The 14,184-nt window shown below is 69.4% G+C and carries 17 protein-coding genes and 1 pseudogene; 12 read left to right on the forward strand and 6 right to left on the reverse strand.

The genetic code is table 11. The annotated features are described in order from the left end of the window. Positions 1 to 48: 48 nt before the first annotated feature. The 10 genes from OH809_RS09345 to OH809_RS09390 all read left to right on the forward strand — a co-directional run bounded on the left by OH809_RS09345 (position 49) and on the right by OH809_RS09390 (position 9,420). Positions 49 to 1,746: a nitrite/sulfite reductase gene (locus tag OH809_RS09345; RefSeq protein ID WP_406422857.1), complete on the forward strand. Its 1,698-nt coding sequence runs from the start codon at positions 49 to 51 to the stop codon at positions 1,744 to 1,746. Continuing rightward, entirely contained in the window at positions 1,743 to 1,922 is a 180-nt protein-coding gene (locus OH809_RS09350) for a hypothetical protein (RefSeq protein WP_406422856.1), read from the forward strand. Before OH809_RS09345 ends, OH809_RS09350 begins: the two co-directional genes overlap by 4 nt. Beyond that, positions 1,919 to 2,635 (forward strand): phosphoadenylyl-sulfate reductase, encoded by a 717-nt coding sequence (locus tag OH809_RS09355; RefSeq protein WP_406422855.1) that lies wholly within the window; start codon positions 1,919 to 1,921, stop codon positions 2,633 to 2,635. Before OH809_RS09350 ends, OH809_RS09355 begins: the two co-directional genes overlap by 4 nt. After that, a complete protein-coding gene (gene cysC, locus OH809_RS09360; RefSeq protein WP_406422854.1) occupies positions 2,635 to 3,204 on the forward strand; it encodes an adenylyl-sulfate kinase in 570 nt (189 codons plus the stop codon). The genes OH809_RS09355 and cysC overlap by 1 nt, the downstream gene beginning before the upstream one ends. Beyond that, positions 3,201 to 4,136: a sulfate adenylyltransferase subunit CysD gene (cysD, locus tag OH809_RS09365; RefSeq protein WP_406422853.1), complete on the forward strand. Its 936-nt coding sequence runs from the start codon at positions 3,201 to 3,203 to the stop codon at positions 4,134 to 4,136. Before cysC ends, cysD begins: the two co-directional genes overlap by 4 nt. Position 4,137: 1 nt before the next feature. Next, positions 4,138 to 5,514, forward strand: a complete 1,377-nt coding sequence (locus OH809_RS09370) for a sulfate adenylyltransferase subunit 1 (protein WP_406422852.1) — start codon at positions 4,138 to 4,140, stop codon at positions 5,512 to 5,514. Positions 5,515 to 5,758: 244 nt separating this feature from the next. Beyond that, positions 5,759 to 6,874 carry an aliphatic sulfonate ABC transporter substrate-binding protein gene (locus OH809_RS09375; RefSeq protein WP_406422851.1) on the forward strand — a complete coding sequence of 372 codons (1,116 nt, stop codon included), beginning with the start codon at positions 5,759 to 5,761 and terminating at the stop codon, positions 6,872 to 6,874. Positions 6,875 to 6,911: 37 nt separating this feature from the next. Next, complete coding sequence (locus OH809_RS09380; protein ID WP_406422850.1) at positions 6,912 to 7,703, forward strand: ABC transporter ATP-binding protein; 792 nt, start codon at positions 6,912 to 6,914, stop codon at positions 7,701 to 7,703. Continuing rightward, entirely contained in the window at positions 7,690 to 8,610 is a 921-nt protein-coding gene (locus tag OH809_RS09385) for an ABC transporter permease (RefSeq protein ID WP_406422849.1), read from the forward strand. The genes OH809_RS09380 and OH809_RS09385 overlap by 14 nt, the downstream gene beginning before the upstream one ends. A gap of 45 nt (positions 8,611 to 8,655) precedes the next feature. Continuing rightward, the gene (locus OH809_RS09390; protein WP_406422848.1) at positions 8,656 to 9,420 is read left to right on the forward strand and encodes a sirohydrochlorin chelatase; all 765 of its coding nucleotides are present in this window, start codon (positions 8,656 to 8,658) and stop codon (positions 9,418 to 9,420) included. Between the two features lie 287 nt (positions 9,421 to 9,707). Here the strand turns inward: OH809_RS09390 and OH809_RS09395 are convergent, their stop codons facing one another. Together OH809_RS09395 and OH809_RS09400 are read right to left on the reverse strand one after the other, a co-directional pair. Further along, positions 9,708 to 10,340, reverse strand: a complete 633-nt coding sequence (locus tag OH809_RS09395; RefSeq protein ID WP_406422847.1) for a DsbA family protein — start codon at positions 10,338 to 10,340, stop codon at positions 9,708 to 9,710. 68 nt (positions 10,341 to 10,408) lie between these two features. Beyond that, positions 10,409 to 10,993 carry a TIGR03086 family metal-binding protein gene (locus OH809_RS09400; RefSeq protein ID WP_406422846.1) on the reverse strand — a complete coding sequence of 195 codons (585 nt, stop codon included), beginning with the start codon at positions 10,991 to 10,993 and terminating at the stop codon, positions 10,409 to 10,411. Between the two features lie 113 nt (positions 10,994 to 11,106). Between OH809_RS09400 and OH809_RS09405 the strand changes: the two are divergent. Both OH809_RS09405 and OH809_RS09410 read left to right on the forward strand, forming a co-directional pair. Beyond that, positions 11,107 to 11,262 (forward strand): annotated as a pseudogene (locus tag OH809_RS09405) (RNA polymerase subunit sigma-24); the annotation flags it as partial. 255 nt (positions 11,263 to 11,517) lie between these two features. Beyond that, positions 11,518 to 11,871 carry a hypothetical protein gene (locus tag OH809_RS09410; protein WP_406422845.1) on the forward strand — a complete coding sequence of 118 codons (354 nt, stop codon included), beginning with the start codon at positions 11,518 to 11,520 and terminating at the stop codon, positions 11,869 to 11,871. Between the two features lie 45 nt (positions 11,872 to 11,916). Here OH809_RS09410 and OH809_RS09415 read toward each other — a convergent pair whose 3' ends face one another. From OH809_RS09415 to OH809_RS09430, 4 genes are all read right to left on the reverse strand, one after another. Continuing rightward, a complete protein-coding gene (locus tag OH809_RS09415) occupies positions 11,917 to 12,867 on the reverse strand; it encodes an endonuclease/exonuclease/phosphatase family protein (protein ID WP_406422844.1) in 951 nt (316 codons plus the stop codon). 155 nt (positions 12,868 to 13,022) lie between these two features. Further along, entirely contained in the window at positions 13,023 to 13,214 is a 192-nt protein-coding gene (locus tag OH809_RS09420; protein ID WP_406422843.1) for an SMI1/KNR4 family protein, read from the reverse strand. 3 nt (positions 13,215 to 13,217) lie between these two features. Beyond that, complete coding sequence (locus OH809_RS09425; RefSeq protein ID WP_406422842.1) at positions 13,218 to 13,361, reverse strand: hypothetical protein; 144 nt, start codon at positions 13,359 to 13,361, stop codon at positions 13,218 to 13,220. 14 nt (positions 13,362 to 13,375) lie between these two features. Then, complete coding sequence (locus OH809_RS09430) at positions 13,376 to 14,146, reverse strand: transposase (protein WP_406425274.1); 771 nt, start codon at positions 14,144 to 14,146, stop codon at positions 13,376 to 13,378. Positions 14,147 to 14,184 lie beyond the last annotated feature (38 nt).

The following is a 14,184-nucleotide window of genomic DNA, read 5'->3' on the forward strand; positions in this document are numbered from 1 at the left end:
GTGTGCAGTTCAGAGCCGCCCTCCCGCAGTCCCGAAGGACGTACTGTCATGGCCGCCACCCCGGAACAGCCTGCGACCACCACGACCCGCCGCAAGGCCGGACGCCACCGTGGCGAGGGCCAGTGGGCCGTGGGACACCACACTCCGCTCAACGGCAATGAGCAGTTCAAAAAAGACGACGACGGTCTCAATGTGCGGACACGCATTGAGACGATCTACTCCAAGCGCGGATTCGACTCGATCGACCCCAACGATCTTCGCGGCCGCATGCGCTGGTGGGGTCTCTACACCCAGCGCAAGCCCGGGATCGACGGCGGCAAGACCGCGATCCTGGCGCCCGAGGAGCTGGACGACACGTACTTCATGCTGCGGGTCCGGATCGACGGCGGCCGGCTGACCACCGCGCAGCTGCGCGTCATCGGCGAGATCTCGCAGGAGTACGCACGCGGCACCGCGGACATCACCGACCGGCAGAACATCCAGCTGCATTGGATCCGCATCGAGGACGTCCCGGCGATCTGGGAGAAGCTGGAGGCCGTCGGGCTCTCCACCACCGAGGCGTGCGGCGACTGCCCGCGTGTGATCATCGGCTCGCCGGTGGCGGGGATCGCCGCCGACGAGATCATCGACGGCACGCCCGCGGTCGACGAGATCCACGACCGCTACATCGGCAACAAGGAATTCTCCAACCTGCCGCGCAAGTTCAAGACCGCGATCTCCGGCTCCCCGGTGCAGGACGTGGTCCACGAGATCAACGACATCGCGTTCGTCGGCGTGGTCCACCCCGAGCACGGTCCGGGTTTCGACGTCTGGGTCGGTGGCGGGCTCTCCACCAACCCGCGGCTCGCCGAACGGCTGGGCGCCTGGGTGCCGCTGGACGAGGTCCCGGACGTCTGGGCCGGTGTGGTGGGGATCTTCCGTGATTACGGCTACCGGCGGCTGCGCACCCGCGCCCGGCTGAAGTTCCTGATGGCCGACTGGGGCCCGGCGAAGTTCCGCCGGGTACTGGAGGACGAGTACCTGAAGCGCCCGCTGATCGACGGGCCCGCCCCCGAGCAGCCGAGCAGCCGCTGGCGCGACCACGTGGGCGTCCACCAGCAGCAGGACGGCCGTTTCTACGTCGGGTTCGCGCCCCGGGTCGGCCGGGTCGACGGCTCCACGCTGGCCAAGATCGCCGACCTGGCGGCCGCGCACGGTTCGGACCGGCTGCGCACCACCGTCGAGCAGAAGATGCTCATCCTCGACGTCGAGCAGGACCAGGTGGACTCCCTGGTCGCGGGGCTCGAGGCGCTCGACTTCCAGGTGAAGCCCTCGGCCTTCCGGCGCGGCACGATGGCTTGCACCGGCATCGAGTTCTGCAAGCTGGCGATCGTCGAGACCAAGGCACGCGGTGCCTCGCTGATCGATGAACTGGAGCGCCGCATGCCGGAGTTCGACGAGCCGCTCACCATCAACATCAACGGCTGCCCCAATGCCTGCGCCCGCATCCAGACCGCGGACATCGGCCTCAAGGGCCAGCTCGTCCTGGACGCCGACGGAAACCAGGTCGAGGGTTACCAGGTGCACCTCGGTGGCGCACTGGGCCTGGAGGCCGGCTTCGGTCGCAAGGTCCGTGGCCTGAAGGTCACTTCCGCCGAGCTGCCCGACTACGTCGAGCGGGTGCTGGGCCGGTTCCAGGCGGAGCGTGAGGACGGCGAGCGGTTCGCGACCTGGGCGGCGCGGGCGACTGCGGAGTCGCTGTCATGAGCGAGCGCGCCGCACCGTTCTACTGCCCGTACTGCGGCGACGAGGACCTGCGCCCGCACGAGACCGGGCACGGTGCCTGGGAATGTGCTTCCTGCAACCGCGCCTTCCAGCTGGGGTTCCTGGGTCTGCTGACCCGGGGACTGGGGCGCAACGACGCTGAAGGGGACGGGATATGACGGGGACTCTGCAGACCGGACTGCTCGGGGCCGAGGAGCTCAGGAAGCTGGCCGAGCGAGCGGGCCGGGAGCTCGAGGACGCCTCCGCGCCGGAGATTCTGCAGTGGGCCGCCGACACCTTCGGCAAGCGGTTCTGCGTCACCTCCTCGATGGAGGACGCGGTCGTGGCGCACCTCGCGTCCCGCGCCTTCCCGGGTGTCGACGTGGTCTTCCTCGACACCGGTTACCACTTCGAGGAGACGATCGGCACGCGTGACGCCGTCGAGGCCGTGATGGATGTCAACGTCATCACGCTGACCCCGCGGCAGACGGTGGCCGAGCAGGACGCCGACTACGGGCCGAAGCTGCACGACCGGGACCCCGACCTGTGCTGCAAGCTGCGCAAGGTCAAGCCCCTCGAGGAGGGCCTGACGTCGTACGCGGCCTGGGCGACCGGGCTGCGTCGCGACGAGTCCCCGACCCGCGCGAACACCCCGGTCGTCGGCTGGGACGAGAAGCGGCAGAAGGTCAAGATCTCTCCGATCGCCCGCTGGACGCAGGACGATGTCGACGCGTACGTCGCGGAGCACGGGGTCCTCACCAACCCGCTGCTGATGGACGGTTACGCCTCCGTGGGCTGCGCGCCCTGCACCCGCCGGGTACTGGAGGGCGAGGACGCGCGCGCCGGCCGGTGGGCCGGGCGGGGCAAGACCGAGTGCGGGCTGCACGACTGATGACGACTGATCAGGAGACTTCGATGAGCGTGACGGAGACGGGAGCCACCATCTGGCTGACCGGTCTGCCGAGCGCGGGCAAGACCACCATCGCGTACGAACTGGCCGGGCGGCTGCGCGGCGAGGGCCACCGGGTGGAGGTGCTCGACGGCGACGAGATCCGGGAGTTCCTCTCCGCGGGTCTGGGCTTCTCCCGCGAGGACCGGCACATCAACGTCCAGCGGATCGGCTTCGTCGCCGAACTGCTGGCGGCCAACGGCGTGAAGGTGCTGGTCCCGGTCATCGCCCCGTACGCGGACAGCCGGGACGCGGTACGCAAGCGTCACCAGGCCGAAGGCACCGCGTACCTGGAGGTGCATGTCGCGACTCCGGTCGAGGTGTGCTCCGTACGCGATGTGAAGGGGCTCTACGCCAAGCAGGCGGCGGGCGAGATCACCGGACTCACCGGGGTCGACGACCCGTACGAGGCGCCCGAGTCGCCGGACCTGCGGATCGAGTCGCACCAGCAGACCGTGCAGGAGTCCGCGGCGGAGCTGTACGCGCTGCTGAGCGAGAGGGGTACAGCGTGACGACCGTCGCGACTGTGTCGGAAGGCACCGGCAATCCGTACGCACTCAGCCACCTGGACTCCCTGGAGTCGGAGGCGGTGCACATCTTCCGCGAGGTGGCGGGGGAGTTCGAGCGGCCGGTGATCCTGTTCTCCGGCGGCAAGGACTCGATCCTGATGTTGCACCTGGCGCTGAAGGCGTTCGCACCGGCGCCGGTGCCGTTCACGCTGCTGCACGTCGACACCGGGCACAACTTCCCCGAGGTCCTCGACTACCGCGACCGCACGATCGCCGAGCACGGGCTGCGGCTGCATGTCGCCTCCGTGCAGGAGTACATCGACGCGGGGAAGCTCCGCGAGCGCCCCGACGGCACCCGCAACCCGCTGCAGACCGTGCCACTGACCGAGGCGATCCAGGAGCACCGCTTCGACGCCGTGTTCGGCGGCGGCCGCCGCGACGAGGAGAAGGCGCGCGCCAAGGAGCGGGTCTTCTCGCTGCGCGACGAGTTCTCCCAGTGGGACCCGCGCCGCCAGCGCCCCGAGCTGTGGCAGCTGTACAACGGCCGCCACGCCCCCGGCGAGCACGTCCGGGTCTTCCCGATCTCCAACTGGACCGAGCTCGACGTCTGGCAGTACATCGAACGCGAGGGCATCGAGCTTCCGGAGATCTACTTCGCCCACGAGCGGGAGGTCTTCAACCGCTCCGGGATGTGGCTGACCGCCGGTGACTGGGGCGGCCCCAAGGAGGGCGAGCGGGTCGAGACCCGGCAGGTGCGCTACCGCACCGTCGGCGACATGTCCTGCACCGGCGCGGTCGACTCGGACGCCACGACGCTCGCCGCCGTGATCACCGAGATCGCCGCCTCCCGGCTCACCGAGCGGGGTGCGACACGCGCCGACGACAAGATGTCCGAGGCCGCGATGGAAGACCGTAAGCGCGAGGGGTACTTCTAAGATGACCACACTCAGCCAGCACGCAGAGCAGTTGTCGACCACGACCCTGCTGCGGTTCGCCACCGCGGGGTCCGTCGACGACGGCAAGTCCACCCTCGTCGGACGCCTTCTGCACGATTCCAAGTCGGTCCTCACCGACCAGCTGGAGGCCATCGAGCACGCCTCGCGCAGTCGGGGCCAGGAGGCGCCGGACCTGGCGCTGCTGACCGACGGGCTGCGGGCCGAGCGCGAGCAGGGCATCACCATCGATGTCGCCTACCGCTACTTCGCCACGCCGCGCCGCCGGTTCATCCTCGCCGACACCCCGGGGCATGTGCAGTACACCCGGAACATGGTGACGGGGGCCTCGACGGCCGAGCTGGCCGTCGTCCTGGTGGACGCCCGCAACGGTGTCGTCGAACAGACCCGCCGGCACGCCGCCGTCGCCGCGCTGCTGCGGGTGCCGCACGTGGTCCTGGCCGTCAACAAGATGGACCTGGTCGACTACGCGGAGCCCGTATTCGCCGCCATCGCCGAGGAGTTCACCGCATACGCCGCCTCGCTCGGCGTCCCGGGATGGGGGTCTGGGGGGGACCCCCAGGAAAACTGGTGTACCGCGATCCCGATCTCCGCGCTCGCCGGTGACAACGTCGTGGAGCCGTCCGCGCACATGGACTGGTACGGCGGCCCGACGGTCCTCGAACACCTGGAGACGGTGCCGGTCAGCCACGACCTCACCGGCTGCCACGCACGCTTCCCCGTCCAGTACGTGATCCGGCCGCAGACCGCCGAGCACCCCGACTACCGGGGCTACGCGGGCCAGATCGCCGCCGGCACGTTCCGCGTGGGCGAGGCCGTCACGGTCCTGCCCTCGGGCCGCACGTCGACGATCTCGGGGATCGACGCGCTCGGCGAGAGCGTGGACATCGCCTGGGCGCCCCAGTCGGTGACCGTCCGGCTCGCCGACGACATCGACGTCTCGCGCGGTGACCTCATCGCACCGGCCGACGACGCGCCGGCGGTCACCCAGGACGTCGAGGCGACCGTTTGCCACGTCGCGGACCAGCCGCTCGTGGTCGGCCGGCGGGTGCTGCTCAAGCACACCACCCGCACGGTCAAGGCGATCGTCAAGGACATCCCGTCGCGGCTGACGCTGGACGACCTCTCGCAGCACCCGGAGCCCGGACAGCTCGTCGCCAACGACATCGGCCGGGTCGTCGTCCGTACCGCGGAGCCGCTCGCGCTGGACGCGTACGCGGACTCCCGGCGCACCGGCTCGTTCCTGCTGATCGACCCGGCGGACGGCACCACGCTGACGGCCGGCATGGCGGGCGCCTCGTTCGCTGCCGTGGCCAAGGCCGAGGCCGTGACCGCCGAAGACGCCGAATGGGACTTCTGATGGCTGTCGACATCTACGCGACGTTCGCGAAGGAGGGCGGCCGCATCGGCAGCGGCGCCCTCGGCAGCGGCCAGGGCGGGGTTGCGCGATGTGCGTGATGACGTACGCGCACTGCCTGCGCGCCCGCTTGCAGCAACCGCACCGCCTGTACCGCCAGTTCAGACGAAGACATGCCGACTGCCCGGCCGCGTCCCCGTAACCGTCGAGGGCCGTGAGCACCGGGCCGACGAGAGGAACGCCTCCCGTGCCCGCCACCCGTTTCACCCTGCGCCGCAGCCTCACCGCAGCCGCCGCTCTGCCGCTGCTCGCCGTGGCACTCACCGCCTGCGGCTACGGCTCCGCGGCGAAGGACGACGACGCCAAGAAGGCGAACGTCTCCGCCGACGGCAAGAGGCTCTCCGCGGACACCGTGAAGATCGGCTACTTCCCGAACCTCACGCACGCCACCGCCCTGGTCGGCATCCAGGAAGGCATCATCGCCAAGGAGCTCGGGGGCACGACGGTCAAGCCGTCGACGTTCAACGCGGGCCCGTCCGAGATCGAGGCGCTCAACGCCGGTTCGATCGACATCGGCTTCATCGGCCCCTCCCCTTCCATCAACGGCTTCACCAAGTCCCGGGGCAAGAGCCTGCGGATCATCGGCGGTGCGGCGTCCGGCGGTGTGAAGCTGGTCGTCAATCCGAAGAAGATCAAGACCCTGGACGACCTCAAGGGCAAGAAGATCGCCACCCCGCAGCTCGGCAACACCCAGGACGTGGCGTTCCTCAACTGGATCTCAGAGAAGGGCTGGAAGGTCGACGCCCAGAGCGGCAAGGGCGACGTCTCCGTGGTCCGCACGGACAACAAGGTGACCCCGGACGCCTACAGGGCCGGTTCCATCGACGGCGCCTGGGTCCCTGAGCCGACCGCCTCCAAGCTGGTCGCGCAGGGCGCGAAGGTGCTCCTCGACGAGTCGACGCTCTGGCCGGACAAGAAGTTCGTGATCACGAACATCATCGTGTCGCAGAAGTTCCTCACGGAGCACCCGGACGTCGTCGAGGCGGTGCTGCGCGGTTCGGTCGACACCAACGCGTGGATCAACGCCAACCCGGACAAGGCGAAGGCGTCCGCCAACGCCGCGCTGGGGGAGCTGTCCGGCAAGGAACTGCCGGCCGAGGTCCTCGACCCGGCGTGGAAGTCGATCCAGTTCACCGACGACCCGCTGGCCGCCACGCTCGACACGGAGGCCGAGCACGCGGTGAAGGCGGGTCTGCTGGAGCAGACGGATCTGACGGGCATCTACGACCTGAAGCCGCTGAACAAGATCCTCAAGGCCGCGGGCAAGCCCGAGGTCGCCGACGCCGGTCTCGGCGTCAAGTAAGACCGACCGTTCCAGGATCTCCCAGGAGGTGACGACCATGGCGACGACCACGCTCACCAAGGCCGAGGACCGTACTACGGTCGGGCACGCCGCCCGTATCGACCACGTCTCGAAGTCCTTCGGTGGACCGGAGGGACAGCAGCTCGTCCTGGACGACATCACGCTCGATGTCGCCCCCGGCGAGTTCGTCACCCTTCTGGGAGCTTCCGGGTGCGGAAAATCGACCCTGCTCAACCTGGTGGCCGGACTCGACCGCCCGACCGCGGGGTCCATCGAGACCCCCGGCGGGCGGCCGGCCCTGATGTTCCAGGAGCACGCCCTCTTCCCGTGGCTGACCGCGGGCAAGAACATCGAACTCGCGCTGCGACTGCGTGGCGTACCCAAGTCCGACCGCCGCACGGAGGCGGAGCGGCTGCTCGAACTCGTACGGCTCGGCGGGGCGTACGGGAAGCGGGTGCACGAACTCTCGGGCGGCATGCGGCAGCGGGTGGCGATGGGCCGCGCGCTCGCCCAGGACAGTCAACTGCTCCTGATGGATGAGCCGTTCGCCGCTCTCGACGCCATCACCAGGGATGTACTGCACGACGAGCTGACCCGGATCTGGCGCGAGACGAACGTCTCGGTCCTCTTCGTCACGCACAACGTGCGGGAGGCGGTCCGGCTCGCCGAGCGGGTCGTCCTTCTGTCGTCGCGGCCGGGCCGGATCGCCCGCGAGTGGACGGTCGGCATCGACCAGCCGCGCCGCATCGAGGACACCGCGGTGGCGGAGCTGTCCGTCGAGATCACCGAACAACTGCGTGGGGAGATCCGCCGACATGGCCAGCACTGACACCACCGCCAAGGACAGCACCGCCGCGTCCGGCGCCGTCAAGGACGCCGCCCAGGACCTGGCCGGGCTGGAGGCGGGGCTCGACGCGCTCGACGCGGTGCGGGTGAGCCGGACCCCGGTACGCCAGGTGCTGGTGCAGAAGGTCCTGCCGCCGGTCGTGGCCGTCGCGCTGGTGCTCATCGTCTGGCAGATCCTCATCCGGGCGAAGGTCACCGACGACTACAAGCTGCCGTCGCCGTCCCAGGTCTGGGACGAGGTGACCAACGCCTGGGCGCAGGGCACCCTGCTCGGCTATATCTGGACGAGCGTCTCGCGCGGCCTGCTCGGCTTCCTGCTGGCGCTCGTCATCGGTACCCCGCTCGGGCTGCTGGTGGCGCGCGTGAAGGTGGTGCGCGCGGCAATCGGCCCGGTGCTCTCCGGTCTCCAGTCGCTGCCGTCAGTGGCGTGGGTGCCGCCCGCGGTGATCTGGCTGGGGCTCGACGACAGGATGATGTACGCGGTGATCCTGCTGGGCGCCGTCCCGTCGATCGCCAACGGTCTCGTCGCCGGTGTCGACCAGATCCCGCCGCTGCACCTGCGGGCCGGGCAGACGCTGGGCGCCACCGGCCTGCGCGGCACCTGGCACATCGTGCTGCCCGCCTCGCTGCCCGGCTATCTGGCGGGTCTGAAGCAGGGCTGGGCGTTCTCCTGGCGCTCGCTGATGGCCGCCGAGATCATCGCTTCGTCGCCCGATCTGGGCGTGGGCCTGGGGCAGTTGCTGGAGCAGGGCCGCGAGACCAGCAGCATGTCGATGGTGTTCCTCGCCATCTTCCTGATCCTGATCGTCGGCATCGCCATCGACCTGCTGATCTTCAGCCCGCTGGAGCGGTGGGTGCTGCGCAGCCGCGGCCTCCTCGTCAGTCGCTGACCCACGAAACCGACCCAGGAACCGATCCAGGAACCGAGTACCGTCATGGCTTCCCCCGTTCTTCTCGTCATCGCCCACGGCAGCCGCGATCCGCGGCACGCGGCGACCGTGCACGCGCTCACCGCGCGGGTCCGGGCGCTGCGCCCCGGACTGCGCGTGGAGATCGGCTTCCTGGAGTTCAACTCCCCGTCCGTGCCTCGGGTGCTGGAGCGGCCGGCCGCGGAAGGTATCGGCGAGGTGGTGGCCCTTCCACTGCTGCTGACCCGGGCTTTCCACGCCAAGACCGACATCCCCGCCGTGCTGCACGAGGCACAGACCCGGCGGCCGCGGCTGCGGATCCGGCAGGCGGAGGTGCTCGGCCCTTCGCCGCTGCTGAACTCCGCCCTGGAACGGCGGCTGTACGAAGCCGGGGTCTCCCCCGGCGACCGAAGCTCGACCGGGCTCGTCCTGGCCTCGGCGGGCTCCACAGACCCGGAGGCGATCGCAGTGATCGCTGAAATCGCGCGGGAGCTGCGGCACACCGGTTGGTGCGCCGTGCGGCCTGCGTTCGCCTCCGCTGCATCTCCTGGGGGCCATCCCCCCGCCGAGGACGCGGTGCGGGCCCTGCGGGCGTCCGGTGTCCGTCGTGTCGCCGTGGCCCCGTACGTCATCGCGCCCGGCCGCCTCCCCGATCGTATCGCCGCGGGCGCCCGGGATGCGGGGGCGGATGTACTGGCCGACGTGCTCGGTCCTTCGCCGGAGTTGGCGCGGCTGCTGCTGCGCCGCTACGACGAGGCGTGTGTGCCGCGCGTGGCGGCGCTCACCGCCTGAGAGGCTGTCGGGCTACACGTCCGGCCGGCTCCGGCGCGGCGCGGGATGCGCGGCCCCCGGCCGTTTCGGTCCACCCGGCCTTGGTCGTCACCTGGACCGTGACCGTCGGCCCGGTGCCCGCCGCTGTGGCAGCGGCGACGCTGACCGTGTACACGGTGCCGGGGGTCAGCCCGCCGATCACCCGGAACACTCCCCCTTGCCCGAGGGCCGGCCGACCAGGGCGTCCCGCGCGTTGACCTCGATGGTCCGGCCGTCGGACACCCCGCGGCCCCGGAGGGGCGCGGCGGTCAGCCGACGTCGAGGCTGCCGGTGCGGGTGCGCTTGAGCTCGAAGAAGTCCGGGTAACCGGCCAGCACCCGGAAGCTGTCGAAGAGCCTGCCCGCCTCCTCGCCGCGCGGGGCGGCGCGCAACACCGGGCCGAACCACGCCGTGCCGTCGACATGGATCGTCGGCGTGCCGACATAGCCGTCCGCCTCCGGGTCCTTGCCCGCGTCATGGCTGCGCCGCAGTGCTTCGTCGTACGTCTCCGCGTGCGCGGCACCGGCGAGCGCGGCGGGCAGGCCGAGCTCGGCGAGGGATTCGGCGATCACCTCGTCGAAGTCCTCGTTCTTCTGCTGGTGGATGCGGGTACCGAAGGCGGTGTAGAGGTCCCGGAGCACGCCGTCGCCGTGCTCGGCCGCCGCGGCGACCGCGACCCGTACCGGGCCGATCGACTTGTCGACCAGTTCCCGGTACCAGTCGGGCAGTTCATTGCCGGTGTTGTGCAGGTGGAGGCTCATGACGTGGAAGCGGAGCTCGATGTCGCGCCGCTGCTCCACCTCGAGCATCCAGCGGGAGGTGATCCAGGCGAACGGGCAGGCGGGGTCGAAGTAGAAGTCGACGAGGGCCCGGTCCGTACCGTGATTCCGATGAGTGGTCATGGCCCGAGCGTAGCCAGCCATTGGCATACAACTACGGGCCAATCAGCACCCCTTCCAGTGGGCCACTTTCAGGCGGTGGTCCACTGCGGATCGCGTCCGCTGCGGGCCAGTGCGCGCGCGAGGACGGGCGCCGATCCGGGCACGTCGACCTCGTCGGCGAAGCCGCCGTACTGCCGGTAGAGCTCGGCGGACCCGTCGATGACGCCGAGGACGTACGCGGCCGCCCCGTCGGAGAGCCTGAGTTCCTGACCGGTCGCGCGGGCCACGTCCCAACTGTGCAGAGCCGTCTCCTCGATGAGCATCGCGGCGATCTCGGCCGCGGGGGAGGACGCATGGCCCAGGTCGATCTCGCCTTCCCAGACGGCCGGGTCCGACCAGGCGGCGACGGCCCGCTCCAGCTGCGCCGCGTACTGCTCGGCCCAGTCGGCGTCGGCGGTGAAGTCACGGGCGGTGAGCTCGTCGGGGAGGGGCGTGCGCCGGGCGCGGTGCTCCAGGCCGTGCGAGGTGTAGAGCACCCAGTGGTTGATCAGTTCCCGCAGATCCCAGTCACCGCAAGGAGTGGTGGGCGCGGTCAGCTGTTCGGCGCTGATGCCACGGGCGATACGGGCCGCCTCGGTGGCGCATTCGGTCATATGGGCGTGCTCGGTCTTCATGCACCGGACGGTACGGCCGGCCGCTGCCGCCGGTATTGAAGAAATGCGACAGCAGCCCGTGCCGGACGTCCGGCTCGCTCAGCGTACGCAGCGCGTCACCCGCGGCTGAGCTTGACGGCAACCCGGCACTCCTCGTACACCTGGACGGCGAGATCGACGGCGTCATGGCGATCCATGTCGAGGACGCCCGCATCACCGGCCTCTACTACGTCCGCAACCCCGAGAAGCTGAACCGCGTCAAATCCGAGACCCCGCTCACCCTGCGATGAATACCGGCGGCGGAACAGCCACTTGGGGCCAGGTGCAGCGCTGACCCCCGTACGGTTGACCTCCGTGTCACAACATCGCCTGTCAGAACACGCAAAGCGGGTCTTCGAAGTTGAGCAGTGCGCCTCGTCGGGGAGCTGACGTGCTGTCACTGTCGGTGATCGAGTCGCTGTCTGGCGGCCTGGATACAGGATGCCCGTGGTTCTGAGTGATCACTTCTGCTCTCGACGCAGAACGATCGCCCAGGAGCCACGGGCTTGTTCAACGATACGACGTTGCTGCTCAACCTCGACGGGGTGTCCGTCGTTCGGGTCAAGAAGCCGGCTGGCGGACGGCGCCGGATCCACCTGGCCACGGCCGACGAGATGGCCGGGGCCTGCCCGGCCTGCGGGGTGTTCGCCACCCGGGTGAATGGCTCGGCCGTGACCCGGCCCGAATATCAGCTCGCGCGGTGCAAGGACGGCGGAGCCGCCACCCCCGCGAGGGTGGCTGCCTTCCGTTTCTGTAGTGGCCGGCGGCCGGCCATTCATTCTTGGAGCGGATCAGACGTGAGGTTCGAGCGGTGTGACAATCTCGTCGTAGCCGCGTGTCTAGAAGATCAGCTCGCCTGAGGCGTATCCGCTGCCCGCGTGCTGATCCAGGTCATCGCCGACTGCCTAGTTGGACAGGCTGCCGGTGGTCAGGCCGCTGCGCTTCCAGGTCGCCGCACCGCGCAGCAGCTTGTGGTCGGAGACCTTGGTGTCCATCGGCAGCACGTCGGCCTCGGGGTTGGCGAAGTACTTGGCGCTGAGGAAGACGTAGTCGATCTTGCCGCCGTCCTTGCTGTCCTGACCCGAGCGGCACTGCGACACCTCCGCCGAGACGCAGGCGGGGGTGAAGTAGTCACGGTCGGTCTCGTCGACCTCGATCATGGTTCCCTTGGCGCCGCCACCCAGGGCGGGCTCGTAGAAATACGAGGCCATGGTGCTGGCGGGCGGGGCGTTGAAGTCCCCGCCCAGCACCACCGGGATGCCCGCGTCTTCCCATGCCTTGGCCTGCGCGGCGAGCTCACGCGCCTCGGCGTCGCGCAGCGTCGGCGAGGCCGACCAGTACAGGTGGATCGAGCAGGACCAGGTGATCCGGCCCTGCAGCCGGGACTTGATGCAGGGGTTCTTGATCGGCTCCGTCTCGCCGCCCTGAGTCAGGTCCAGGACGGTGGTCTCCAGCGCCGGCCCCTTGACGAAGACCGCCATTCCGTAGTCGCTGCCGTGGCAGATCGTCGGATAGCCCGACAGTGTCGCGGTGTACAGGCCGCTGAACCCCTTGGGGGCGAGCTTGGCCAGGATCGCGTCGTACTGCGAGCGGCACACCTCCGACAGGAAGATCTGGTCCGCGCCCCACACATCCGCCGACGTCTCGGCGACCACCTGGTCAATGCGGCGCTGGTTGTCGTAGTAGTTCGGGTTGCCGCACATGTTGCCGCAGATGTTGTAGCTGGTGAACCGCAACTGCGGCGCCGTCACCCGTGTCACGGTGTCGGCGCTCGCGGACGACGGCGCAATCAACACACCGGTCAGTGCGAGCACAGCGCAGCCTATCGCCGCGAGGAGGGATTTGATCGTTTTCAAGGTTTCTCCGCTGGGGTGGGAAAGCCCTAGTCGTAGGGCTGGGGGCGCGTACGTACCCCGCAAAGCTTGCCCAGGAGGAGAGCGCATAAGGTAAAGAAGAGGCAAAGTATGCGTGAATATGATTGGTGCAGTCGTTTTTAAGTCATCACTGCGCATCAAACACACATCAAGACGCGCTCATTGACCGCTGCACGACGGCTGCGCCGCCGGTGGGCCGGGTCTCGCTGCCACCGGGCGGTCGGCGAGGACCCGACAAAGCAGCCGGCATGCCGCCAGCCGTTGGTCGTGGCCAGGAAGGCCCGTAAGGACGGAGGCAGCGCCGTCCCCAATCGCTGTTCCAGCGCCACGATCTACTCCTCCGTGGCCGGAGCGAACCCCAGCCACCGTTCCCGCCGAAGCTCTTCGTCGACCTCTTCGGGGTCTTCCAGCATCCGGGCGTCGACCCACTCGGTGCTCCACCGCTTCAGGAGGGGACGCCAGTTGTAGATCTTCATGACAAACAGGGTCTTCAAAGTTGAGCGGTGCGGAGGTGTCCGCGGGCCCGCTTTGTCGTGACGCAGCGTGTCCGTAGTCGCTGGTTGTCGGCGTTGCGGAAGCCGAACGTGTTCCGGGCGACGAGCTTGATCACACGGTTGATCCCTTCGCTCTTGGCGTTGCTGTGGCTGGTGTCGATGAACGCGGCGATCTCGGTCCACCAGCGGTCGACGGTGGCGGCGAGGGTACGGACTTCGGGGATGTCGCTGTCCCCGCACCAGGTGAGGAACTTCCAACGGGCCTGGCCGATGCGGTGCCGGTCGGTGCCAGTGCGGGCCAGGGCGAGGAGGGTGCGCAGGCTCTCCCTGGCGATCCACGCCGTCAGCAGGGCCTGCCCGATCTTTCCCTCGTCCAGCAGCGGGTTCCACATCCGCGCGAACTGCTCATCGGTGAGGTCCTCACGGTTGCGGAGCAGGCGGCGCCGGGCCTTCCACTCCGGGTCGGTGGCGGGCCGGCGCCCGGCTGACCGCCCGCCTGCGGGGTGCGGCCGGGCGCCGGGTGACAGGCGACTGCCCCGAGATGGGCACCGTTCCGGATCAAGCGCGAACCGTTCCCCGATGGCCCGCTGCAGCTCCGCGGCGAGCGCGCCCTCGTCGTCCGGCGCACTGCTGAAGACGGCGTTGCCGCTCCGCGGGTGGTTACGGACGTCCCCGTGGCCCAGTTCTGTGAGCAGCGTGCGCAGTTCCGCCGTCGGAATCCTGTGGTGGCTGCACACCTGGATCCCGCGCAACAGTGCCGCGTACATCGTGATCACGGGCACACCGCAGGACGGCCTGCCCGAGC

Origin of the sequence: Streptomyces sp. NBC_00873 (genome assembly GCF_045207415.1) — a bacterium.
Taxonomy (GTDB): domain Bacteria; phylum Actinomycetota; class Actinomycetes; order Streptomycetales; family Streptomycetaceae; genus Streptomyces.

What these genes read in the sequence shown, in the direction of transcription:
- OH809_RS09430 (WP_406425274.1), bottom strand. Translation starts at nt 14,146, where the DNA reads ATGTACGCGGCACTGTTGCGCGGGATCCAGGTGTGCAGCCACCACAGG.
- OH809_RS09380 (WP_406422850.1), top strand. Translation starts at nt 6,912, where the DNA reads ATGGCGACGACCACGCTCACCAAGGCCGAGGACCGTACTACGGTCGGG.
- cysC (WP_406422854.1), top strand. Translation starts at nt 2,635, where the DNA reads ATGACGACTGATCAGGAGACTTCGATGAGCGTGACGGAGACGGGAGCC.
- OH809_RS09425 (WP_406422842.1), bottom strand. Translation starts at nt 13,361, where the DNA reads ATGAAGATCTACAACTGGCGTCCCCTCCTGAAGCGGTGGAGCACCGAG.
- OH809_RS09385 (WP_406422849.1), top strand. Translation starts at nt 7,690, where the DNA reads ATGGCCAGCACTGACACCACCGCCAAGGACAGCACCGCCGCGTCCGGC.
- OH809_RS09390 (WP_406422848.1), top strand. Translation starts at nt 8,656, where the DNA reads ATGGCTTCCCCCGTTCTTCTCGTCATCGCCCACGGCAGCCGCGATCCG.
- OH809_RS09370 (WP_406422852.1), top strand. Translation starts at nt 4,138, where the DNA reads ATGACCACACTCAGCCAGCACGCAGAGCAGTTGTCGACCACGACCCTG.
- OH809_RS09345 (WP_406422857.1), top strand. Translation starts at nt 49, where the DNA reads ATGGCCGCCACCCCGGAACAGCCTGCGACCACCACGACCCGCCGCAAG.
- OH809_RS09350 (WP_406422856.1), top strand. Translation starts at nt 1,743, where the DNA reads ATGAGCGAGCGCGCCGCACCGTTCTACTGCCCGTACTGCGGCGACGAG.
- OH809_RS09400 (WP_406422846.1), bottom strand. Translation starts at nt 10,993, where the DNA reads ATGAAGACCGAGCACGCCCATATGACCGAATGCGCCACCGAGGCGGCC.
- OH809_RS09355 (WP_406422855.1), top strand. Translation starts at nt 1,919, where the DNA reads ATGACGGGGACTCTGCAGACCGGACTGCTCGGGGCCGAGGAGCTCAGG.
- OH809_RS09395 (WP_406422847.1), bottom strand. Translation starts at nt 10,340, where the DNA reads ATGACCACTCATCGGAATCACGGTACGGACCGGGCCCTCGTCGACTTC.